A 22,899-nucleotide genomic window follows, 5' to 3' on the forward strand; every position below is an offset into this window, starting at 1 on the left:
CCAAAATGTCGATTTTTTATCTTTACATGCTCTCGAGAAACATCAAATTAGTAAAGGGTGTATTTTGCGGTATTGTCCTGCTTATCAGTCCCCTACTACATGCAAAAACACCGGGGCATACGATGGATTTCCCTAGTGAATATGTGACAGTCAATGGTGTGAATTTGCACGTAATTGAAAGTGGTGAGGGTCAGGCTATGCTGTTCTTGCACGGTTACCCGTTTTTCGGTGCTGGATGGCAACCTTTATTAAAGCGGTTTAAATCTACACATCATGTTATTGCGCCGGACAATCGCGGATACGCATACAGTGACAAGCCACAAGGCGTTAATCAGTACCATATAAGCAAATTAGTCGACGATGTGCTCGGCCTAATTAACACATATTCGAAAGATCGAAAGGTGATATTGGTAGGACATGATTGGGGAGGGACACTAGCCTGGACAGTGGCACAAGTTTACCCAGGACACATTGAAAAAGTCATCGCAATAAATGCACCGCCACTAAACGTGTTATTAAAAAGTTTGGCGACAATTCCAGAACAGCAAAAAGCGTCTAGCTACATGGAGATATTGAAAAGCGATCGGGTTGAAGAGCACTTCTCCAAGTTGGGACCAGAAATCCTGTGGCGATATGGTTTTGATAAAATGCAGGACCGTGGATACATCAATCAAGATTATAAAGATGCATTTTTTGATGCATGGCGCCAGCCTGGGACGATTCGTGCTGCGCTGAATTGGTATCGTGCCAACCTGCCTGCAATCAATGATATCAAGGATGAGATTTATTGGCCTGATAAAAATGCCAGGGTGACAATTCCTAGTTTATTGATAACTTCTGAAAACGAAAAAGTATTTGTCCCCGAAACCTTTGCTTTAATTTCAGAATATGTAGATAACCTGGCAATTGAGGTGATACCTAATGCTGGACATACGCCATATTTTGAACAACCTGATGAGGTCGAAGCAGCAATACGCGCGTTTATTGAGCCGCAGCCACGTTAAGAATTTAATTTTTTTTGCAATGGTTTGAGGGACGTCTCGTATTTGCCAAGCAATGCTTCAAATGTGCCAAGGATCATAGTGACTGAAATATTTTCAACAGTCTGACGATCAACGTCATGCCTGGTTAGATAATGGCCAGCTGCAGCAGGAATACCAAAGGATATATCTACCGCAGGCACTGCAATACTCATATCAATACCAAAGTTGACATGAACCACTTTTGCTAAAGAGTACACTGCACTCTCTCTACTATATTCAGTAGGATCACCTTGTTCAGAAAGACTAGGCTCCGCTGCAAGTCTGTCTAAAATAAGCCCGCGCTCTTCAATGTATGACAGATAAGCTCGCGTTACTCGCCTCACTAGTTGCTCAAATGTTTCTGCCTTGATCGCTTCTTCATTTTGAATGTTTCTCAGTCGTTTGTACTCACGACGCAATAAAGTTTGAAGCAAATCTTTCATACTAGGAAAGTAGGCGTAAACTAACGACTTACTCACACCTGCTTCTTTGCCCAACCTATCCATGCTCAAAGCCGATACCCCCTCTGCACTTATCACTTCAGCAGCATGGTCGAGTATCAAGTTTTTGCGCACATCAGGAGAAAGCCGAGTTCTTGTTTTACCAGTTTGCGACATCTTACAAGCTTATCCAATTTGACTAAGGTAATTGAACCAATAGTATGGATACTCGTAATAATTGCAAGAAAAGCAATAAACTAGCAATAATGTAACTCCAAGTGTTGAGTGAACGCAGCATAGTTGCATTGCTTAATCCCAAGCTAAAATGAAGTGTCGTACTTCTAAGCGAAAAAACAATAACAAAGGCAAAGTGAATGAAAGCAGGTTTCGCCATTCTTTTTATAATTTTACTTACTGAAAATGTCCTAGCTAATCCAGGCTACTTTAGACATCCATCAATGCACAATAACACCGTGGTTTTTACCGCTGAAGGTGACCTATGGCGCATGCCTTTGGATGCAGAGGGTGCCGCTATTCGTCTCACCACTCATCCAGCAGAAGAGCATAGCGCGGTCATTTCACCGGACGGTAACGAGGTCGCATTTGCCGCCAACTATGAAGGTACAACCGAAGTTTATGTCATGCCAATAGATGGTGGATTAGCTAAAAGAGTGACCTTTGAAAGTAGCAGCCTGCGATTGCATCAGTGGGATAAAAGCGGTCATATTGTCTATGCAACAAATAGCCGTGTTGGCCCAACTGGCAGCTGGATCTTAAAACGAGTTGACCCTAATTCGCTGAATGTTCAAGCAATCCCATTATCAGACGCGGTTGAAGGAGTGATAGATGATAAAGCCAAAGAAGTCTTTTTTACGCAGTTTGGCTTGCAAGTTTCTAGCGACAACGCCAATCAGTACAAAGGTGGTGCAAAAGGTGAAATTTGGCGTTTCCAACTCGGAGGAGCCCGCGAAGCAACGAAATTAACATCGGATCATGATGGCTCCTTTAGGTCCCCTATGTTGGCAAACAATACACTGTATTTTGTGAGCAACCAGAGCGGTTTAGATAATATCTGGTCGATGTCACTCAATGGAAAAAACAAGCGCCAAATTACCCAGTTTGACGACTGGGGGGTGCGCGACCCGATGTTGTACGGTGAGCGAATTATTTTTCAGCATGGTGCTGATCTTAAACTACTAAACCTTTCAGATGATTCATTAAAAAGCTTAGCCATCAAGCTCACCTCAGATTTCCCAAATTTGCGCGAAAAGTGGGTCAATAAGCCGCTCAAATATCTCAATTCAGCACGCTTTAACGAGAAACAAAAGAAGGTTGTGATGACCGCGAGAGGAAAAGTCGCTGTTGCCGGTACCACTGCCGCCAGACTTGTAGAAATTGCCACGGATCCTGCGTCAAGGACACGCAACGCGCTGCTCAGTCATGATGGGAAGTGGGTGTATGCGTTAAACGATAGCAGTGGCGAAATGGAGATATGGCGCTATGCTGCAGATGGAAGTAGTAAAGCAGAACAATTGACCAATGATGGCCGCGTGTTTCGTTGGAATCTATACCTCTCACCTGACGGAAAATGGCTCGCTCATGATGACAAAGCAGGCAATGTTTGGCTCTTAGAGCTAGCCAGCGGTAATAACAAACGTATCATTGATGACAATACCGGCACTAGCGAGTTAGCCAGCCTAGCTTGGTCACCAGACAGCCGACATATTGCTGTTACCTACAACAAACGACATAGTGAACGCCGTGCCGTTTTACTTTACTCGCTTGATGAAGATAAAAAGCAAGTACTTACTTCGCAGAAATATGAGTCATTTTCTCCGACGTTTAGCCCAGATGGCAAATGGTTATATTTCCTCTCGAATAGAAACTTCAAGGCAACGCCAGGAGCCCCATGGGGAGATAGAAACCTTGGACCTACGTTTGACCGCAGAACACAGATCTTTGCTTTGAGTTTAACGGAAGATGTCGCTTTTCCATTTGAGGCTCCTAATGAATTAGACCATAACAATGTCGACAAAAGCGCTGAAAAAAATAACGACGATTCAAGCGAGCAAAACGAAGACGACACTTCTTCTTCTAACGTTGATTGGGAGGGTCTTAGTAGTCGATTGTGGCAGGTGCCTGTCGGTTCGGGCAACTATTCAAAGCTGTCCATGAATAAAGGCTTTTTGTATGTCGTCGACAATGTGACAGAGCCTGGCAGCAAACCGAGTCTCAAATCCATTGCGGTTAAACACAAAACCAAAGTCGAAACCTTCACAAATGGTGTGGAGGATTATCAACTTGGACAGGATGGGAAACTTTTGTACGTTCGAAAACAGGGCGGTGATAACAGCAACCAGTTTGTTGTTGCAGCCACGGCGAAATTCCCCAAAAATGTCAATGATTCACAAGTCCAGAGCAAGGATTGGAAATTGCGGATAAGCCCTCAACAGGAGTGGGCAATGATATTCAAAGATGCCTGGTTGATGCATCGTGACTCCTTGTTTGATGCAAATATGCGTGGAACCGATTGGAATGAAGTGAAATCCAAATATTTGCCACTATTAAGCAGAGTGACGGATAGACACGAACTTAATGACATCTTCAAACAGATGATGGGTGAACTTAATGCACTGCATTCGCAAGTAAGAGGTGGAGACACCTCTAACGACCCCAACTCACCGCGAGCGGCTAGCCTCGGTGCTACGTTTGAAGAGACGCAAGATGGTTTGAGAATAGCGCATATTTATCGCCACGACATCGAGATCCCAAGTCTAGCCTCTCCTTTGAACGCATCAGGTGTCGATGCGCAAATAGCAGACGTGATCACCCACTTAAATGGCCAAAAAATCACGAATAAAGCATCCCTTGTAAAACGTCTACGCAATCAAGCAGGAAAACAGGTTCGACTCTCTTTGATGCGCAAAGGCACTAGTCATGAAACCATTGTTAAACCCGTTAGTGCATCCCGTGATTTTCGCTTGCGTTATCAAGATTGGGTGCATACCAATGCTGCCATTGTCGAAAACGAAAACCAAAACATCGGCTATTTACACTTATATGCCATGGGGTCAAATGACATTGCATCATTTGCCAAAGAATTCTATGCGCAATACAAGAAACCAGGTTTGATTATCGATGTACGACGTAACCGAGGCGGTAACATTGATGCATGGGTGTTAGAAAAATTGCTTAAAAGAACGTGGATGTTTTGGCAAACCACCAATGGTGAGAAATTTGCTAACATGCAACAAACGTTTCGCGGTCATTTGGTCGTACTTGCCGATGAATTTACCTACTCTGACGGCGAGACATTCACGGCCGGCATCAAAGCTCTAGGCTTAGGCAAAGTTATTGGCAAGCAAACCGCTGGCGCCGGAGTGTGGTTGTCAGGTAGGAACCGTGTAGTCGATGGGGGCATTGCTCGCGTCGCCGAGTACCCAGTATTTGCCATGGATGGGCGTTGGATAGTAGAAGGCACTGGGGTTAAACCAGACATTGAAGTTAACAACCTACCCAACGCGACTTTTAATGGAGAAGATGCGCAGCTTGCAGCCGCTCTTAAATACCTTCAGAAAAAAATGAAAGATGAGCCGATTGACGATTTCGAGGCGGCGCCGCTGCCCAAAAGCACAGCGCCTGCAGGTGGAATTAACTGATCAGGTTATGACGAAAAGGCAACAGTAAGCGTCTGTTGCCTTTTAACAAATCAGCGGCTTTTGTCTATCTTGACTAGGATGTAAATACCGGATTGCGAGTGAAGATATTCCAATCCAACTTGGGCTTTTTGGGTTAGCTATTTTCTTTTTCCCATTGTTCGAGCATTTGAGCTGTTCGCTCATCCAAATCGGTTTTGTTTGATTGCAGCCACCACAGCTCCATGATCCGTACGTTCTTCTGATTAGACTTATAGAAAATATCGACAACATCACCAATGAGCGGGATCAGGCCCAATATAAAGTCTAATGCACTGTTCCTGAACATCGCCCAAAGCAGTGTTTTGGGCATGCCTATCGAGTGCCCCATGACGATGATACTCCCTGCCACTGCAAGCATGATCGCATCGCCAATACCGGGTATCAGTCCAATTAAAAAATCTAAACCCAGTTTTATTCGGGTAAAAGGAATGCGCACAGCTGTATCCGTGATATTTGCGATTTTTTGCGTCATGAGCAATGACTTTGGGACTTTCAGAACTTCGGTTTTATTCACTGTTTGGCTCCTAGCTCTTTGGCCAGTGAGGCTCGTTGAGAATTATCCGATTGCACTCGCCAACCGGCTATATTTTCTTCAACAAGTTGGTCGAGGAGATCAATGTGTGAGGGATCACTGTTGAGGGCAGCAATGTATTCATAGCGCTCCCCACCAGCTTCCAAAAAGTAGTCACGGTTTTCCATGCCAATTTCTTCAATGGTTTCCAAACAATCTGAACTAAACCCAGGGCAGACCACCTGAACAGACTTCACTCCTTTTTCAGGAAGGCTTTGCAAAGTGTGATCGGTGTAAGGTTTCAACCATTCTTCACGACCAAATCGCGACTGGAAGGTTGTCATATATTCGTCGCTGCTAATGCCAAGCTCTTGCGCTATCAATCGGGAAGTTTTGTGACACTGACAATGATAAGGATCGCCATTGGTTAGATAGCGCTTGGGGATCCCATGGTAGGAAAAAAGTAACTTATCGGCTTTTGCATGCTGTTGCCAGTGAGCACGGATCTTGTTAGCAACGGCTTTTATGTACATGTCATGATCACAATACTGATTTACGAATCGCAGCTCAGGTAACCAACGTCGCGATTGAAAATCTTGCGCCACGGCATCGAAAGTTGAGCCTGTTGTCGATGCACAATATTGAGGATAAAGCGGTAACACCACCAGTTTTCTCACACCCTGTTGCAACATGTGATCAATCGTTGTTGCCATTGCGGGATTACCATAGCGCATGGCAAATTCGACGACTACATCTTGTCCATACTTGTCCTGTAACCTTTTTCGTAATGCTTCTGCCTGATTCTTGGTGTGTGTTAGCAAAGGAGAACCACTCTCTTCCCATACTTCGGCATAGGCTTTGGCAGACCGTGCCGGGCGGATATTGAGGATCACCAAATTCAGAATCATCCACCAAATGAATCTTGGTATTTCTACCACTCTAGGATCAGACAAAAACTCTTTTAAATAGGGTTTTAATGCCTTTTTTGTTGGTGCATCAGGGGTACCTAAATTGGTGATCAACACACCAATCTTATCGCCTTGGGAATGAGTAAATTTAGGGCTACCAGTGTATTTCATCTATCTTCTTTTTGAATTATTGAACTCAGTTGCAATAATTACGCAACAAATCAGAATATGGACTTGGCCAATGAAGGGTTTTCTTCATCGGCCATTTTATTCTATGGCGTAAAATAAGTTGCGGCGCCAGGACCAACAGGCATACCAAAAACGAATACCCATAAATAAAACAAGCAAGTCCAGCCCACAAAGAACGTCAATGAGTAAGGTAACATCGTAGCGATTAGCGTGCCCATCCCCAGATCTTTTTTATACCTCGCAGCAATAGCTAAGATAAGACCAAAATAACTCATCATGGGGGAAATAACGTTAGTGACCGAATCACCGATACGGTATGCAGCTTGTATCACTTCGGGCGCAAAGCCAATTAGCATTAGCATGGGAACAAAAATAGGTGCTGTTACAGCCCATTGCGCGGAAGCACTGCCCAAAGACAAGTTCACCACGCCACACATTAGTATGAATAGAACAAATACTTCTGGGCCGTCAAGGCCGAGAGATGTAAGCAGTGCAGCACCTTTTACTGCGAGCACTGTTCCCAAATTCGTCCACTTAAAGAACGCGACAAACTGCGCAGCAAAAAATACTAATGTGATGTAAAGCCCCATTGAGCCCATGCTTTTCGACATCGCATTGATAATATCTTTATCATTTTTCATGGTTCCTGCAACGCGGCCATATACAAAACCCGGGATAGCGAAAGTGATAAAAATGAAGGCAACGATACCCTTTAAGAACGGCGAACCGGCCACAGCGCCGGTTTCAGGATGCCTTAATATACCGTCTTCAGGAACAATAGTAAGCGCCAGAACTGCACACACTGCAACAAAGGCCAGGCCAGCCATTTTAAGCGCTTTTTTCTCCTGCGCTGTAGGCGAGGTCATCTCTTGATGGTCGAGTTCAATCGACGCTTCACTGGGATCATAAGTACCTAGGCGTGGCTCGACGATTTTTTCTGTCACAAATGCCCCCATCGCAGCCACGGCAAAGGTGCTAATTGCCATGAAGTAATAATTAACTTCCGGCCCAACAACATAGCCTGGAGCAATCATATGGGATGCAGGTTCGGTAATTCCCGACAGTAGCGGGTCGACAGTACCTAACAAAAGATTGGCACTGTAACCACCAGAAACACCGGCAAAAGCAGCGGCTAATCCCGCTAATGGATGGCGACCAAGGGAATGAAATATCATTGCGGCTAGGGGGATGAGTACGACATAACCAAGCTCAGACGCAGTATTCGACAAGATGCCTGCCAGTACGATTGTCACCGTAACCATGCGTTTTGATGCATTCATTACCATTGCACGCATAGCGGTAGACAGTAAACCTGAGTGTTCAGCGACGGACACCCCTAACAAGGCAACTAGCACAGTGCCAAGGGGGGCAAAACCGGTGAAGTTGGTCACCAATCCTGTGACAATTCGTTGCAAGCCCTCGGCATTAAAAAGTGAAATCACTTCTATCATGCCATCAGGGTCACGACCTTTAGCGCCTAAAGGTCTTGGGTCTGCGACTGCAACGTCAAAGTAGCCTAAAATGCCACTGAGCACGACGATAAAAAGGGCTAAACTTGCAAATAATGTGATGGGGTGTGGGAGTAAATTACCCAGCCATTCAACGGTTGCCAGAAATCGATTAAACCAACCCGAATTCTGCGCAACAGGCGGCTGCTTGCCTGCTTGATTTTTAATCAAAACGGTTCCTCTGTCGTATTATTATTGTTTTCCACTTTCACTAGTCGTGTCTTTGTGCACGTTTACTGCTAAGGGATTATATTTTTTCACCATAATAACGAATTTTGTCTATAAAGGGCAGTTTCGATTCAATTCGAGCGGGCTTTTAACCAATCTTCAGTCACGGCTTTCAATAATAAAGTTATCCATAGTCCGTTGCAGTGTTTTACCGTTAGTATCCATATTGCTGAAAATTCTTTCCAATTCTTTTGCAGTATCTAAACCAATATTGGCTGCATCTAATACTTCGCCAGTGTCCTGCGCAATCTGGCGAATAGTGATGGCTTGTTGCTCAGACGCTGTGGCAACGGTAGTGGACAACTGCTCTACTCCCGTGACTTGTGCCACAAGCTCACTGGATAACAATTTTACGTCCGCCGCTCGTTTTAAAGATTGCTCAGCGGTAGAAACGTTACTCTCAATTGAAACCACCACATTATTACTGGCATCTTGCAAATCCGTAAGCAGATTGGAAATTCTGTCGGAGCTCTCTTTACTGCCTTTGGCCAGGTTTCTGACTTCATCCGCTACCACAGCAAAACCACGTCCCGCTTCACCAGCTCTCGCAGCTTCGATTGCAGCATTTAACGCAAGTAAATTTGTCTGTTCAGCAAGTGAATTGATAGTCTCTAAGATCCCACTAATAGAAGAGACTTGCTCTTCCATTCGGCTTGCTTTTTCTCTCACCTCGAGCATATTTGTTGATATTTGTTCAAGTGCTTCACTATTAGCCAGGTTAGCTTCAATATTTACACTCACTTTTTCTTGTAAAGCGCCGCTTGCATCAAACGTCTGTGACGCTGAACGCGCTATCTCTTCACTTGTCTGCGACATTTCTTCCAAAGAGGTTGCTATGTTATTGGCTAATAAGTGGGTTTTATCAGCGCCTAGCAGGACATTTTGAGTCGCTGTATTTAAATCGTCACTAAGCCTGGCACCCGAGCGGATTGATGAGGCTAAGCCAACGATCAAGTCTTTAAACGCGTAAATGGTTTGGTAAATCGCTCTGGAAATATCACCCAATTCATCATCGCCTTTCATTCTGACATCTAAGGTCAAGTCGCCATTTTCAGCAATTTTTCGCAGCAGCACAGTCAAACGATGCAGGCGGATCCTTAGTGAGCGCACCAAATGAATATTTACGATAGCCAACATAGTAATAACGACTACAAGTGCTACGACTTCAAACCAAAGCATCGCTGATGCATTCATCCTATTAGTCTCGGCTTCTTCGTGTTGAAGTATCCACTGCGAATCCAAAATCTGTTTTATCTGACCAATCTGTCCTGTGGCCAACCCAAACCATTGCTCTGCTGGCATTAAATTTTGGTCAATGGTGCCCGGCTGACTGTTGATTATCGTCTGATGAACGAGTTGAATTTGCTTAGATTGCCCAGATGACATGGCGCTGCTGAATTTATTGATTTGTGCTTCGTTCAATAAAATCCGGATGTATTGTGATGCTCCGTTGATACCGTTGACGTAACTCGTTATATCGGCCTTAGCCTGTTGAGTTAGGTTTCTGCGTGCAAGCAGTCCGTTTATTTTACCTCTTGCCTGTCCTGCATACTCCTTGAACCAAGCTAAAGCAAGCGCACCATTTGTTCCCTTTCTTATGGTTTTGGTATTGATATAAAGTCGCAAATTTTGAGCCGCTTCAAGGGCATAGCGGTTCAATAAACTGTAGTAGGTAAATGCCCCAGGAGCATTTTGAGCGTTAACTTGCGAGCGAATATTCTGTTTGCTTTTAACATGCTCGAGTAGACTACTGGCGTACCGCTGTACATTGATTTCGTCTGGCCATGACCGAGACAAAAAACTTTGCATGTCACGAATGGATTGATCGGCTTTTTCTCGTTGAGTTGTTAATTTCGATTTAGCTGATTCGTTTGGAGAGCCGAGAAAACCCGCTGTAAGACCCCTTTCTACGGCGTGGTTGTGAGCAACTTTTTCAAAGGCATCAAGCAAGAACAGTAGCTGTCTGTCATAGTTGCTATCTTGCACATCTTTCCAAGCAGAATATATACTCAGAACGGCAAAAAATAACACAGTCGTTGAAAATGTGAATAGGCTGATAAAGGTTATTTGAACAATTGAAAATTTATTAAGCAGGCGATTGATTAGAGAAAGCACAACAAGTCCTCTTTGTTTGGCGTTTACGGTTCCATTTCCATCCTATACCAATATGGTAAAAAAAATAGCCTGCGCATTAAAAAAACTGACAGCTTAGGTAAAAAAGAAGTAACTTTGTGGTTAACAGCGTTGATTTTCCTTAATTCACAGGAAATTCGATAAAATCAAAGCATCGGCAATACTATCGTGAAGCATGCGCCATTGAGGATCTTTGATTGATTAACGGTGACATGTCCTTTGTGCCAGTGCACCACCCGACTCACAATGGCAAGGCCTAAGCCATAACTGTTGGATTGCCGATTTCGACTTCCTTCTGCTGTCACAAACGGGCTAAATATAGAATCCCATTTTTCATGTGGCACCCCAGGTCCGTCATCATGTACTTCTATTGTCAGTTTATTGGAGTGTTCGTTTAAAACGATCAACACCTTTTCTTGTGCATAATCGATAGCGTTAGACAACAAATTAGTGACTGCTCGCTGTATCCAATGAGGATCAATTTTTACCAGACTTTTACACAAAACTTTTCTTTCCAGAATGATATTGTTTTGTGCAGCCAGCGGCTCAAGTTCAATCGCACAAGACTCAACTATATCCTTCAAGTTCACCTCTTCGAGCAACAATGCCTGAGCTTTTCTTTCCATACTGGCGTAGGACAAAAAGGCATCTAGCATAGATTCTAGACGGGTAAGTTCATCCTCCACACGTTCCAGATAATGAGACTTTTTGTCAACATCATGGGTATCCATAGCTGCTTCGATGCCAAATCTTAGACAGGAAACTGGCGTGCGAAGATCATGTGAAAGACTTTCGGCCAAGAGTTTATTGTCAGCGACCAGCGTTTCAATTTGTGCCGCCATACGATTGAAATTTAATTCTAAGTCTTGAATATAAGAAAACTTACTCGGGACAATGCGTTTTTCCAGTTTGCCTGCGCCAAAGTCTTCGGCGGCACGGGTTAACAGCGATAACCTTGTGGTCAGAGGCACGAGCCACAATGCTAAAGAAATACCCACGCCAATATACAGAGCTAACGTCAGTGCAATTTCTAGGTTTTCATTCACTGGGCGTAGTTGAGCAATCTGCATTTGTAATAACATGTCTGGATGATTGCTCAGCGTTTTAAATAGCAGCGCAGTATCACTGGTTTGTAGGAGTAGTTTTCCACTTTGCCCAAGTTCGGTATTTAACTGTGCAGGAAGTGCCAAGTTTGCCAATGGCTCGATCGACAATGCCAGATCAAACTGTGAAGCAAGTTGTTCTGTTAAATCATCCAGATCTTGTTCCGGTGTTATATTAAGCTGCTTGGCGATACCATCTACAATGCGTTCATATATTTGCAGCTCTGAAACAGGCTCATATTGCAGCTCATTTTCAGCAATTAGATCTAGGATCCAACCAATCAATATCAGGCTGCCTACAACGGTAAATAGAACGCTGAGATAAATCCTTTTCATTTTGACCGCGGCTTAAAAAGTGGTTTACCCTGGTTATTCATCCCAAGCGTCCGCAACAAAAAGATATCCTTTACCCCAAATCGTTTTAATTTTTTTAGGCTCTTGCGGATTATCATTGAATTTTTTTCGAAGATTGGACACCAGCACATCCATACGCCTGTCCAAACCATCGTATTCTCGACCAATTAGTGCTTTAAATACAGCATCGCGATCTAGCACTGTTCCAGCATTATTGGCCAGTAGCCACAACAGTGAGAACAAACTTGTTGATAATTCAACATTGTCGCCCTTAAAACTTACTCGCTTCGAATCAGCGTTTACGTGGAGCTGTCCAAAAACTAACTCGTTAACGCTACGTACAGGATTGGTTTCCTGCATTCTTAAAATTGCTTTAATTCTTGCTAACAACGCTCTAGGACGCACCGGTTTAATGACATAGTCGTTTGCACCTACTTCCAAACCAACCACTTCATCAAATTCATCCGCACGGGCAGTCATCATGATTATCGGTACATGGGAAAACTGACGGAGAGCTTTACATACATCAATTCCATCCATTCCCGGTAACATCACATCCAACAAAATCAGGTTAAACGTGTTCTGTTTTACACAGTCGACGACCTCGTCACCCCGAGCGATGTGGGTGACATTAAATCCATGTTCTTGTAGATATTCCGTTACCCATTGTGCCAGTGTGATGTCGTCTTCCACCAACAGGATATTTGCGTACTCAATCATAATATTGTGACTCTCTCACCATAAATTAAAATAGCCGCCAGCGCCGTTTCCTTGCGCTTCCTTCATATAACCAACTTACCTCGATAGTAGCACTTGTAATCACTAAAGGCTCTTCTGCAGGTGAGCTGCCTAATGGCATAAGAGACAAAGTTACATCTTCCGCTGACGCCATTTCATAGGTAAATTGACCTTGACGTTTTTGCTCCCAACAATTTAATTTTAACGATGTATTCGATTCGATCAGACACACAGTGGTTGGGATCTCTGATTGCCAGGTAATGTTCACTTGCGCATAACAACGCCTTCCTTGAGTTAATGCCACACATTTATTCGGCTGCACGATCATCTCAATATCATTAACAGGCATAGACTCTTTGCCCAATTGCTCTTGCGCGTCTCCAGACTTGATGAAGGCAAACAACCCGACAACGACTGCAATCCGTTTGCAGTTAAAATACATAGCTGACACTCATTTTAAAACGCAATACGTTTTGACGAGCCACCAAGGGACTGTCATAAATACTATTTGAGTAATGACTAAAGGTTGAGCCTATGGTGAACAACCAATCTTCGGCAATGGGATAATGAGCAACGGCCTCTAATTCAACGCGATAGCCCGAACCTGGTTCGTAGAACGGCCGATTTTCTCTTATTTCATGACTATCCACCCCAAAGAAATAATCCGTCATATCCTCTGAAAATAAACTGGCGCCGATACCATAAGACACGTCCCAGTTTCGATACTCCATCGTACGATTGTAAAACGCGTCGACAACCCAACCGCGATGATAACCGGTAAGCAAATCTACAGATACGTCTACCCAAGCGACGGCATTATCTAAATAGCGTAAATATCGAATACCCTGATTTGGAGCAAACTTCCGTGTATCAATACCTGACAATTCTGCAATTTCTTGGTCACTTATTAGGCCAACGTTGCGCTGATCAAATCCGGCAAGATAATTTTTATTGATAATGTTAATTTCAAAGTCTTTGTCTAAGTGCAGTTCGTAACCGATTTCTGTCGCACCAATGACACCAGATGATCGATAGCGATTAGATTGAATAAAAAAACCTTTGTAATAAAGGTCGATCCATACACTCAGCGCCGCAAAGTCATCAAAGTCATCTTGTTCACCGCCAACAATCAATGTCGAATCTTTGACCAAACCTAGTTCAATAGTTAGATTCCAATTAAACTCGTCTGAAAAATCCTGATCAGTGCTTGCATAAACGGGACAGCAAAGCAAAGCTAGGAAACTGCTAATCAGGAAGTAGGGTTTGAACATGAAAGGCCACTGTAAATTATTGTTATCACGATGAATAATAACAAATCCACTTGATTGAGGGCAGAATCTATCCCGCTTAAAGTGTTTATAAATTGTAATTTTTTGTACAGTTTGGCAAAAGCTTGCACAAAGATGCCTGTTACAACACGAGCTGTTTACATACAGCTTGGCATATACCGATGTATTAAAAACGGTATAAAATTCAAATATATCCACTGCCTATGTGACAATTTTTAGGCTATGCTTGTCGAATAATGCATCAATATTAGGAAGGCAGCATGGCAGCGAAAAAGAATCAATCGACTTCAAGTGAGCAGACCCCCCCAGAAAATAACGATGTTCATTCAGAGTTAGACACTCTGCGGCACATTGTGTTTGGTGTTGCTAAAGCACAAATTGAAGCGGATCTTGCAGATCTAAGAAGCCAGATGGGAATCCAATTTGAGCAGCTTCAACATTCTATGGAGAGCAAATTTGAACAAATGCATAAAGACATGCAGCAAGGATTTGATGCGCTCAACGCACGACTAGAGGACGTCAACAAACATCACGAAAATCGCTCGGATGAGATACAGTCTTACGCTGATAAGTTGTCTTCTGAACTTGAAATGTCCGACACCAATAGTCGACAAGATGCTGATGAGTTGCATTCTCGAGTTGACAAAGAAGTGAGTAAACTAACTGAGAAATATGATGCTCGCTTTGCAGAAGCACTAGAAAGGCTGGATCAAGTTACCAAAGAGCTTAGCTCTTCAAAAACAGACCGCAAAACCTTGGCCAAACTACTTTCGACTATGGCTGTGAACCTTGAGACAGACGAAGATTAACCTTGCATGACAAAGGATGTTAAAAGCACTACGCGGGAATCTGATCAGGCTGATTTAGAAAAGCTTAGAGAGATCTTGCTAGGCAATGAAAAACAACAGATCAAGCAGGTCTTACAAGACAATGCACGACAGGTCGTCGGTGATGTGGTGATCGAAGCGCTGCATGACCGACAAAGGCAGGATGGCGGATTGAACAGTGTGTTGGTGCCCATTGTCGAAAAATCCGTGGAAAAATCGGTTAACGATCACAGTGATCAATTTGTTGGCTATTTATATCCACTGGTAGGCCGGTTGGTGCGAAAATCGGTTACCGCATTTTTAGCGGAATTTCTCGAAAAAACCAATGAGCTAATTGAAAATAGTTTGACCTTTAAAGGTATAGCTTGGAGGTTTAAGGCTTGGCAGGCTGGAGTCAGTTTTTCTCAGTATGTAGCAAGTAGAACCTTTGTATTCCGGGTTGAACAAGTCTTGTTGATTCATGCTGATACCGGCATCTTGCTGAATTCAGTGTCGCGTAATGAAAGTGATTCAAAAAACGCCGACTTAGTATCTAGTATGCTAACGGCCATCAATGACTTTGTTGCAGATTCTTTTAATGTTCAAAATGACAACAGTGAGCAAAATCTCGAAGTTGTAAAAACCGAAGATTTTTCGTTGGTAATAAAGCGCGGCCCTCAATTAGTTTTGGTGGCAGCAGTCACTGGCAATATTCCACAGGATATCTCCACCCAATTTCAGGTTTCACTCGAATATATTCACAAACTTTTTGCCAAGGAAATCGCAGAATTTTGTGGTGACACCATTCCCTTTGAAAGTACTGAACAACAACTTCAGGAATGTTTAGTTGCAGAGCTTCACCCAGACGCCGAGAAGAAAAAGAAGACGCCGTTTTTAGCCATCTTTGTTGTTCTACTTGTGCTTTGCGGTGTTGGCTATTTTGCCTGGTTAAGTTACGAGCAGAATAGTCTTTTTGATAAGGTGAGTGAGCTAAATAACGAACCAGGGATCGTGATAAATGAAATAGAGACACTGGGGATAAGCGAGATTTCGGTGCAACTATTGAGAGATCCTTTAGCGATCAATGTTGAACAGTGGATAACTGAAAATGGGCTTAATCCAGCACTCGTACATATTGAGGAAACTCAGTTTTTGTCACTTGAAGCCGATATAGTGAAGTCGCGGTTACAAAAAATCGCAGACCGTTATTCAGGTGTATCGTTACAATGGATGGATGAAACCCCGCAATTGTCTGGCACCTTGCCTAATAATCTGCGTCAGCAATTATACCGAGACGTACAGGCTATTCCTGGTATTGATAATGTCGACAATTTGACTCGCAATGTCACGTCAAAAGAAATTGAATTGGCGGATGAAAAAAGCCCAGAGATACTCGAGGCGTTATTTGAAATTAATGCCGCGAGGATAGACAGTACTCAAATTGAGTTTGCTCAAGGACAAAGTGCTTTAAGCGATGATGCCAAAATTCAACTCGATCAACTGGCAAATACATTAAAAAATAGTATCGAGTTGTCTAAAAGTTTGGAGTTGAACGTTGGATTGATTATTATGGGGGCAAGTGACTCCAGCGGCTCACCGCAATTCAATCAATCGTTAAGCCGTAAACGTGCTCAAATGGCACAACAATATTTGATAGAGCGAGGCATTGAACCCGGTTATTTGAACGCCGTTGGTCTAGGCGTAGTAGAGCTAAAAACCACCGGCGAAGGAGCTAGAAAAGTAATATTTAACTTAATCGATTTTGAAGCGAAGTAATTAAGGTCAATTACAACAACCGAACATTAAGGAAAGAACACTGGCATGATCCAAAAAAAGATATGCTTGTTGGGTGCCTCAGGGGTAGGCAAAACAAGTTTGGTGAAACAATATGTTGAGGGTATTTTCTCGGAAAAATACCTCACAACTATTGGTGTCAAAATCGATAAAAAGCAAGTCGACCTCGGCGTTGAGCAAGTTCAGTTAATGTTATGGGACATCGAGGGTATTGACCGCTATTGCGGCTTCCAGCCTAAATATCTACGTGGCGCTTCCGCGTACATCATCGTTACAGACCAAACCCGTTCACAAAGTCTCGTCGAGGGCATGGAAATTCATCGCATGGCCAGAGAGGTATCCGATGTGCCCTCGTTACTAGTGATCAACAAGTGCGACTTAGAAGTTGCTTGGCATTGGACAGAAGGAGAGCTTAATGGTTATAGCAAAGAATTTGTTGGATGCTTTACAACTAGTGCAAAAACTGGCGAGCAAGTGGACGACTTGTTCAAATGTCTTGCTCAGATTTCACTGAAGTAACCCACTATGCAACAGTCTCTCATTCAAGCACTTGGGATCATTAACTGCACAATCCTAAAGCGGCTCAAAGACAAAAACTTTGAAATCGTACACTGCAGTGATGATTGGTTTTATTCACTCGCCCCAGAAGCGGTTGGCAAAAAACAATTTGAATTCGGTGATAGCTCCGTTTATTTGACCGATTTCTTTTTAGATGCAGAAGATTTTTGGCAAATTGGTAATGATGGTCAAATACAATCAGGCGTTTGGACAGAGCAATCTCAAGACAAATTACTTCGACTAGAGGCCATTGCTGCCGTGTCAAAAGGCGAATGCTATCTGGTCATCAACAATCTCGAAGTAGAATATGCCAAACAACAAAAAACACTTCAAGTCGCCAGAGAACTGTTAATTTCCAACGACAAAATCCTTGCTCAGCATGAATATATCCATGAGAGACTTGATGAAGTCTTAAAACAAAATCTTGATCTAATCTCTCTTCAGGAACCACTTAAAAAAATTGTTGAGAGCGCTAATTTTGGCATCTTAATATGTGATGCACAACTACAGCCAGAAAGCCAAAATCCAAACGCTTACTCTTTGTTTGAGATAAACCCCAAGAGCACAGAAAGCAGTCCGGTTGGGGTTGTGTTAGATCTGATGCAAAAGCAGGTCGCGGAATTTGAAAGAGTATTGCAAACCGGCAGTCGTTGGCACGGCGAGCTGTTTTGGCACAAACCCCCTTTCACAAGCAAATGGTTACAGCTAGCGCTTTACCCTGTCAAAGATGAGAATGGGAACACTCAACATTGGGTGTTTATCTTCAGCGACATTTCGAAAATTAAGTATCTTTTGCAGCGCAACGAAAAACTCAGTCTTTATGACAATGTTACTGACTTGCCTAATCGTCAATTTTTCTGGCAAGAACTTGAGAATAGCATTGAAACGGATGCACCTTTTTTTGTTCTTTATATTGACGTTAAACACTTCAAACGAATTAATGAATTGTATGGTCACCTTGCCGGCGATCATTTGCTGGTTAATTTGGCAGAAAGGCTGCTACCGTTATTAAACAAAGAAGATATTTGTGCCCGTATTGGCGGTAACGAATTTGGCATTCTGTTAAGAAATCAAAAATCTCAACAGCACTGCATTGATTTTGCTCGGCGGATGATTGAAGCCGTTGAAAAGCCTTTTTACAACGATTTAAAACAAAAAATTCAAATAGGTATTAATATCGGCGCAGCTCATTATCCTGCTGATGCGTCAGACTCCGAAGAATTAATGAAGTTTGCCGATTTAGCCATGTTTGCCGCCAAAACATCGTCGAAGAGTACATTGAAATTTTACTCTAAAGAGCTTAAGGACGCTTCACAAAAGCGTTTGGAATTGGAAGCTTCATTACGTTATGCCATTGAAAAGGAGCAATTTGAGCTATTTTTACAGCCCATGCTGGACCTTAACACAGGTGAGATTGTTAAAGCTGAAGCATTGATCCGCTGGCGCCTAGATAATGATGTGTTGGTAAGCCCAGACGAGTTTATTCCTCTTGCTGAACAAACCGGTTTGATCGTTCCCATTGGGAAATGGGTGCTGTCCAAAGCTGGGAAGATGCTCAAGTTACTATTGCAACACAAATCCAATTTAAAAATTTCAGTCAACCTATCGCCACGACAAATCGCTGATCGCCATTTATTTGAGTTTATTCAGTCGGTGATTGAACACTGCGGTATTCCAGCAAAAAACCTTGAGTTGGAGTTAACTGAGGGCGTATTAATTGATAACTTTGAAAAGGTCCAGATGTTGTTGCAAGAATTTCGAAAATTGGGAATAACCATTTCGATCGACGACTTTGGTACAGGTTACAGTTCACTCGCCTATTTACAAAAATTGCCTATCGATCACCTGAAAATTGACCGATCGTTTGTGCATGAGCTTGATGTTAATGAAAGCAATAAAGCGATTGTATTGGCTGTTATCGCAATGGCCCATAGTCTCAAACTCGGGGTCATTGCAGAAGGCGTCGAGACCAGCGAACAACATCAATTTTTGGTCTCTAATCACTGTGATACGGCACAGGGTTTTTTATTTAGCAAACCCGTGCCCTTTGATGATTTTTGTCAGCAGTTAATTAAAGAGACTAAAGCCAAAAACTAGCCTTAATGACGAAGTTCATTAACGAGGTTTTTTGCTGCATCGATAATATTCTCTTTACTGGGCAACACTTCATAAGACGCTGTACCCAGCGGTATGAATGAGTCCTCTGCAGTCACTCTAGCGCAAGATATTTTCTGTTTTGGTTGAGATTCTTCCATTATCAGTGTCATTAATGCCTCGCTGATAGAGCCTGTCTTGCGACATTCATCCACGATCAACGTATGTTTACACTGTTTAACCTGTTGCAAAATAGCCTCTTCATTCAGTGGTGCCAGCCAGCGCAAGTCAATAACGCGAACGTAGATCCCCATGTTTTCGAGATCTGCTTGAGCCTGACATGAAAGATAAAAACCATTGCCGTAGGTTAAAATGCACAGATCTATTCCCTCACCTCTGACACCTATATCTCCGAGCAAAATAGGGGTATCGTTTTGTGGCTCAACATAATCATGGCACCAAAGTTGATCACCATCTTCGAGCAAATCCTTTTTCATATAGAGCGCGATAGGTTCAAGAAATACGATCACTCTTCGTTCGACCTGAGCAATGTGAATGCATGATCTGAGCATACTTACTGCGTCTGCCCCATTAGATGGGCAGGCGATTATCACACCGGGAATGTCACGAAAGACCGCAAATGAATTATCATTGTGAAAATGCCCACCGAAACCTTTTTGATAGGCCAGACCAGCAATTCTGATCACCATAGGATTAGTAAACTGGCCATTCGAGAAGAAGGATAATGTCGCTGCCTCACCTCGAATTTGATCTTCTGCATTGTGTACATAAGCTAAAAACTGGATCTCAGGGATCGGTAGGTAACCATTGTGGGCAAGGCCAATAGCGGCCCCTAAAATAGACTGTTCATCTAGTAGCGTATTAACAACCCGGCTAGGGCCGAATTTTTCGCTAAGCTTTGCGGTTACGTTGTACACTCCACCTTTTTTGCCCACATCTTCGCCAAATATCAGGGTGTTTTCATGGCTTGCCAACACATCCATTAATGCCCAATTGAGTAATTTGGCCATGTGCTGCTTTTTACTCAAGTTATGCTTTTCATGTTCAAACAAAGTTTGTCTTTGCTGCTTGTTAGGCGGCTTATATAAACTTTTACCATTGGCTTGTGGGATCAAACTCGCTTTGATCATCTGTGCATTAGTGAGTTTAGGCCGGGTACTCGCTTTGACACTCAGCTCTTCAATGGTGGCGTCCATTCGATTGTACAAACTAACAATTTGCTCGCCAGTCATAACGTTATTTTCTAGCAAAATTGCAGCTGTGTGCAGTAATGGATCTTGAGCCTCGGTGCGGGTAATGGCGTCGTTGCTCCGATAAGCAAATTCGGAGTCGGAGCCTGCATGGCCGAGTAACCTCACGGTATGAACGTGTAAAAAAACAGGCTTATGCAACTGTCGAGCAATTTGTGCCGCTTGTTGAGCGTTTCGATAGGTATCTAACACATTGAGCCCATCACATTCTAAGTAATGGATCCCAGGTTTGTTTTGAAAATTTGCCTTAATCCAGCCCTTAGGTGTTGCGGTTGAAATACCGATATCATTGTCTTCGCAGACAAATACTATGGGCAATGGCACCGATTGAAATGCCGCCCAGGCAGCCGTATTGAATGCGCCTTGCGCCGTGGAGTGATTAACCGAAGCATCACCAAAACTGCAAATAATCACACTGTCGTCGGGCAAATTAGTGAAACTGGCAGAAGAAGACAGGTGTTCACGATGAGCCAAGGCCAAGCTAAAGGCTGCCCCAACAGCTTTAGGTAAATGTGAGGCAATGGTACTGGTTTGTGGCGGGATATTTAGTTCATGACTGCCCAAAACTTTGTGTCGCCCGCCCGAAACAGGATCATCTGCGGCGGCGCAGAAACTAAGCAACATATCAAATATTGGATCCTGACCAGTTTCATGTTTAGCCCGTTGTATAACAAACGCGCCACTTCGGTAGTGCAAAAATGCCATATCTGTAGAACGAAAAGCCATGGCAATGGCAGCATTACCTTCGTGACCGGCACTACCTATCGTATAAAAGCTTTTTCCTTGTTTCTGTAATTCTCTGGAACGTAAATCCAGATGGCGACTCATTACTTGTGTTTCAAAAAGATCTTTTAGCTGCGCCGCGTTCATAGACGCGGCCTCAAGAGAGAGATTTACAGAAGAGTCAGGCAACCTTCCGTTTAAAACGCACTCGACAAATTGCTGCTTAAATATTTGATTGCGGTCTTGCACTAGCCACCTCTTTTATTGGTTTTTTGGGTGAGATGCACCATAGGTTGATACGAAAACTGACCGTTGATAAAAATTACATGAATGCCTGGATACCAGTTTGTGCCCGTCCCAGGATCAGCGCATGGATATCATGAGTGCCCTCATAAGTATTCACCGCCTCAAGATTCATAACATGGCGAATGACGTGAAACTCATCGGCAATGCCATTGCCGCCATGCATATCTCTGGCAACACGGGCGATATCTAAGGCCTTTCCACAGGAGTTTCGTTTGATCAAGGATATGGCTTCAGGAGGTAATTGGTTGTTGTCCATGAGACGGCCAGCTTGCAAACAACCGAGCAAACCAACACTAATTTCAGTTTGCATGTCTGCCAACTTCTTTTGAATTAGTTGTGTTGCCGCTAAAGGGCGGCCAAATTGTTCACGATCTAAACAGTATTGCCGTGCCGCATGCCAACAGAATTCTGCCGCACCTAGGGCGCCCCAGGCAATCCCATATCGCGCTTTATTTAAGCACCCAAAAGGTCCCTTTAAGCCGCTGACATTTGGCAGAAGGTTTTCTTCTGTCACCAACACGTTGTCCATGACAATTTCACCTGTGATAGAAGCACGTAAGGAAAATTTGCCTTCTATTTTTGGGGCGGACAAACCAGGCATACCTTTTTCAAGAATAAAGCCTCTGATCACGCCATCAAGTTTCCCCCATACAACAAATACATCAGCGATTGGCGAATTGGTGATCCACATTTTGTTGCCTGTTAGGGAATAACCACCATCAACCTTTTTTGCATGAGTTGACATACTTGCTGGATCAGAGCCAGAATTTGGCTCAGTTAATCCAAAACAACCAATCCACTCTCCAGTTGCAAGCTTAGGTAAGTATTTCTTTCGTTGTTGTTCGCTGCCGTAGGTGTAAATCGGATGCATAACGAGAGAAGATTGCACACTCATTGCGCTTCTATAACCGCTGTCTACACGTTCTACTTCACGGGCAATTAATCCATAGGCCACGTAGCTAACTTCGGCGCAACCATATTCTGTTGGCAAGGTGGCGCCCAATAAACCGAGTTCGCCCATTTCGCGCATGATGGCCGGATCAAAATGTTCTTCGCGATTCGCCTTTAACACCCGGGTCATCAACCGATCCTGGCAAAATTGGTGAGCGGAATCACGAAGCATTCTTTCCTCTTCACTCAACATCGCATCTAGATTTAAAGGGTCTTGCCAATTGAATTCGGGTTGTTTAGACATATGGTTTCCGCAAAGTATTGAAGGATATTGT

General features: G+C 43.4%; 17 protein-coding genes. 6 read left to right on the forward strand and 11 right to left on the reverse strand.

What is annotated here, in order from left to right; genetic code table 11:
• The first annotated feature begins 5 nt into the window (after positions 1 to 5).
• Positions 6 to 1,004, forward strand: a complete 999-nt coding sequence (locus tag FM019_RS00570; RefSeq protein WP_143833944.1) for an alpha/beta fold hydrolase — start codon at positions 6 to 8, stop codon at positions 1,002 to 1,004.
• Here FM019_RS00570 and FM019_RS00575 read toward each other — a convergent pair.
• Entirely contained in the window at positions 1,001 to 1,639 is a 639-nt protein-coding gene (locus tag FM019_RS00575; RefSeq protein ID WP_143833945.1) for a TetR/AcrR family transcriptional regulator, read from the reverse strand. The genes FM019_RS00570 and FM019_RS00575 overlap by 4 nt on opposite strands.
• 197 nt (positions 1,640 to 1,836) lie before the next feature.
• Between FM019_RS00575 and FM019_RS00580 the strand changes: the two genes are divergently transcribed.
• The gene (locus FM019_RS00580) at positions 1,837 to 5,121 is read left to right on the forward strand and encodes a S41 family peptidase (RefSeq protein WP_143833946.1); all 3,285 of its coding nucleotides are present in this window, start codon (positions 1,837 to 1,839) and stop codon (positions 5,119 to 5,121) included.
• 133 nt (positions 5,122 to 5,254) lie between these two features.
• Here the strand turns inward: FM019_RS00580 and FM019_RS00585 are convergent, their stop codons facing one another.
• The 8 genes from FM019_RS00585 to FM019_RS00620 form a co-directional block, all read right to left on the reverse strand.
• Complete coding sequence (locus FM019_RS00585; protein WP_143833947.1) at positions 5,255 to 5,674, reverse strand: DUF4112 domain-containing protein; 420 nt, start codon at positions 5,672 to 5,674, stop codon at positions 5,255 to 5,257.
• On the reverse strand, positions 5,671 to 6,750 hold the full coding sequence (gene hemH / locus FM019_RS00590; protein ID WP_143833948.1) for a ferrochelatase: 1,080 nt from the start codon (positions 6,748 to 6,750) through the stop codon (positions 5,671 to 5,673). Before hemH ends, FM019_RS00585 begins: the two co-directional genes overlap by 4 nt.
• 101 nt (positions 6,751 to 6,851) lie before the next feature.
• A complete protein-coding gene (locus FM019_RS00595; protein WP_143833949.1) occupies positions 6,852 to 8,447 on the reverse strand; it encodes an AbgT family transporter in 1,596 nt (531 codons plus the stop codon).
• Positions 8,448 to 8,603: 156 nt separating this feature from the next.
• Entirely contained in the window at positions 8,604 to 10,490 is a 1,887-nt protein-coding gene (locus FM019_RS00600) for a methyl-accepting chemotaxis protein (RefSeq protein WP_185969132.1), read from the reverse strand.
• Between the two features lie 293 nt (positions 10,491 to 10,783).
• Complete coding sequence (locus FM019_RS00605) at positions 10,784 to 12,076, reverse strand: ATP-binding protein (protein ID WP_143833951.1); 1,293 nt, start codon at positions 12,074 to 12,076, stop codon at positions 10,784 to 10,786.
• A 33-nt stretch (positions 12,077 to 12,109) separates the two neighbouring features.
• The gene (locus tag FM019_RS00610; protein WP_143833952.1) at positions 12,110 to 12,814 is read right to left on the reverse strand and encodes a response regulator transcription factor; all 705 of its coding nucleotides are present in this window, start codon (positions 12,812 to 12,814) and stop codon (positions 12,110 to 12,112) included.
• Between the two features lie 25 nt (positions 12,815 to 12,839).
• Positions 12,840 to 13,274, reverse strand: coding sequence for a DUF3019 domain-containing protein (locus tag FM019_RS00615; protein ID WP_143833953.1), 435 nt, complete (start codon positions 13,272 to 13,274; stop codon positions 12,840 to 12,842).
• The gene (locus tag FM019_RS00620; protein WP_143833954.1) at positions 13,264 to 14,103 is read right to left on the reverse strand and encodes a MipA/OmpV family protein; all 840 of its coding nucleotides are present in this window, start codon (positions 14,101 to 14,103) and stop codon (positions 13,264 to 13,266) included. Before FM019_RS00620 ends, FM019_RS00615 begins: the two co-directional genes overlap by 11 nt.
• Positions 14,104 to 14,381: 278 nt before the next feature.
• Here FM019_RS00620 and FM019_RS00625 point away from each other — a divergent pair, with 278 nt between their 5' ends.
• The 4 genes from FM019_RS00625 to FM019_RS00640 are packed head-to-tail and all read left to right on the forward strand — an operon-like array spanning position 14,382 to position 19,376.
• A complete protein-coding gene (locus FM019_RS00625) occupies positions 14,382 to 14,930 on the forward strand; it encodes a hypothetical protein (protein ID WP_143833955.1) in 549 nt (182 codons plus the stop codon).
• Positions 14,931 to 14,936: 6 nt separating this feature from the next.
• Positions 14,937 to 16,703 carry an OmpA family protein gene (locus FM019_RS00630; RefSeq protein ID WP_143833956.1) on the forward strand — a complete coding sequence of 589 codons (1,767 nt, stop codon included), beginning with the start codon at positions 14,937 to 14,939 and terminating at the stop codon, positions 16,701 to 16,703.
• 45 nt (positions 16,704 to 16,748) lie between these two features.
• Positions 16,749 to 17,240, forward strand: a complete 492-nt coding sequence (locus FM019_RS00635) for a Rab family GTPase (protein ID WP_143833957.1) — start codon at positions 16,749 to 16,751, stop codon at positions 17,238 to 17,240.
• A 6-nt stretch (positions 17,241 to 17,246) separates the two neighbouring features.
• Positions 17,247 to 19,376, forward strand: coding sequence for a putative bifunctional diguanylate cyclase/phosphodiesterase (locus FM019_RS00640; RefSeq protein ID WP_143833958.1), 2,130 nt, complete (start codon positions 17,247 to 17,249; stop codon positions 19,374 to 19,376).
• Between the two features lie 2 nt (positions 19,377 to 19,378).
• On the opposite strand, the gene FM019_RS00645 is transcribed toward FM019_RS00640, so the two are convergent.
• Together FM019_RS00645 and FM019_RS00650 are read right to left on the reverse strand one after the other, a co-directional pair.
• Positions 19,379 to 21,616 (reverse strand): dehydrogenase E1 component subunit alpha/beta, encoded by a 2,238-nt coding sequence (locus FM019_RS00645; protein ID WP_143833959.1) that lies wholly within the window; start codon positions 21,614 to 21,616, stop codon positions 19,379 to 19,381.
• Positions 21,617 to 21,689: 73 nt separating this feature from the next.
• Positions 21,690 to 22,868, reverse strand: a complete 1,179-nt coding sequence (locus FM019_RS00650) for an acyl-CoA dehydrogenase (RefSeq protein ID WP_143833960.1) — start codon at positions 22,866 to 22,868, stop codon at positions 21,690 to 21,692.
• Positions 22,869 to 22,899 lie beyond the last annotated feature (31 nt).

It is taken from the genome of Aliiglaciecola sp. M165 (assembly GCF_007197995.1).
Classification (GTDB): domain Bacteria; phylum Pseudomonadota; class Gammaproteobacteria; order Enterobacterales; family Alteromonadaceae; genus Aliiglaciecola.

Bases quoted from the DNA above. Each gene is read 5' to 3' on its own strand.
- FM019_RS00570 (WP_143833944.1), top strand. From the start codon at position 6: ATGTCGATTTTTTATCTTTACATGCTCTCGAGAAACATCAAATTAGTA.
- FM019_RS00575 (WP_143833945.1), bottom strand. From the start codon at position 1,639: ATGTCGCAAACTGGTAAAACAAGAACTCGGCTTTCTCCTGATGTGCGC.
- FM019_RS00580 (WP_143833946.1), top strand. From the start codon at position 1,837: ATGAAAGCAGGTTTCGCCATTCTTTTTATAATTTTACTTACTGAAAAT.
- hemH (WP_143833948.1), bottom strand. From the start codon at position 6,750: ATGAAATACACTGGTAGCCCTAAATTTACTCATTCCCAAGGCGATAAG.
- FM019_RS00605 (WP_143833951.1), bottom strand. From the start codon at position 12,076: ATGAAAAGGATTTATCTCAGCGTTCTATTTACCGTTGTAGGCAGCCTG.
- FM019_RS00610 (WP_143833952.1), bottom strand. From the start codon at position 12,814: ATGATTGAGTACGCAAATATCCTGTTGGTGGAAGACGACATCACACTG.
- FM019_RS00615 (WP_143833953.1), bottom strand. From the start codon at position 13,274: ATGTATTTTAACTGCAAACGGATTGCAGTCGTTGTCGGGTTGTTTGCC.
- FM019_RS00620 (WP_143833954.1), bottom strand. From the start codon at position 14,103: ATGTTCAAACCCTACTTCCTGATTAGCAGTTTCCTAGCTTTGCTTTGC.
- FM019_RS00625 (WP_143833955.1), top strand. From the start codon at position 14,382: ATGGCAGCGAAAAAGAATCAATCGACTTCAAGTGAGCAGACCCCCCCA.
- FM019_RS00630 (WP_143833956.1), top strand. From the start codon at position 14,937: ATGACAAAGGATGTTAAAAGCACTACGCGGGAATCTGATCAGGCTGAT.
- FM019_RS00635 (WP_143833957.1), top strand. From the start codon at position 16,749: ATGATCCAAAAAAAGATATGCTTGTTGGGTGCCTCAGGGGTAGGCAAA.
- FM019_RS00640 (WP_143833958.1), top strand. From the start codon at position 17,247: ATGCAACAGTCTCTCATTCAAGCACTTGGGATCATTAACTGCACAATC.
- FM019_RS00650 (WP_143833960.1), bottom strand. From the start codon at position 22,868: ATGTCTAAACAACCCGAATTCAATTGGCAAGACCCTTTAAATCTAGAT.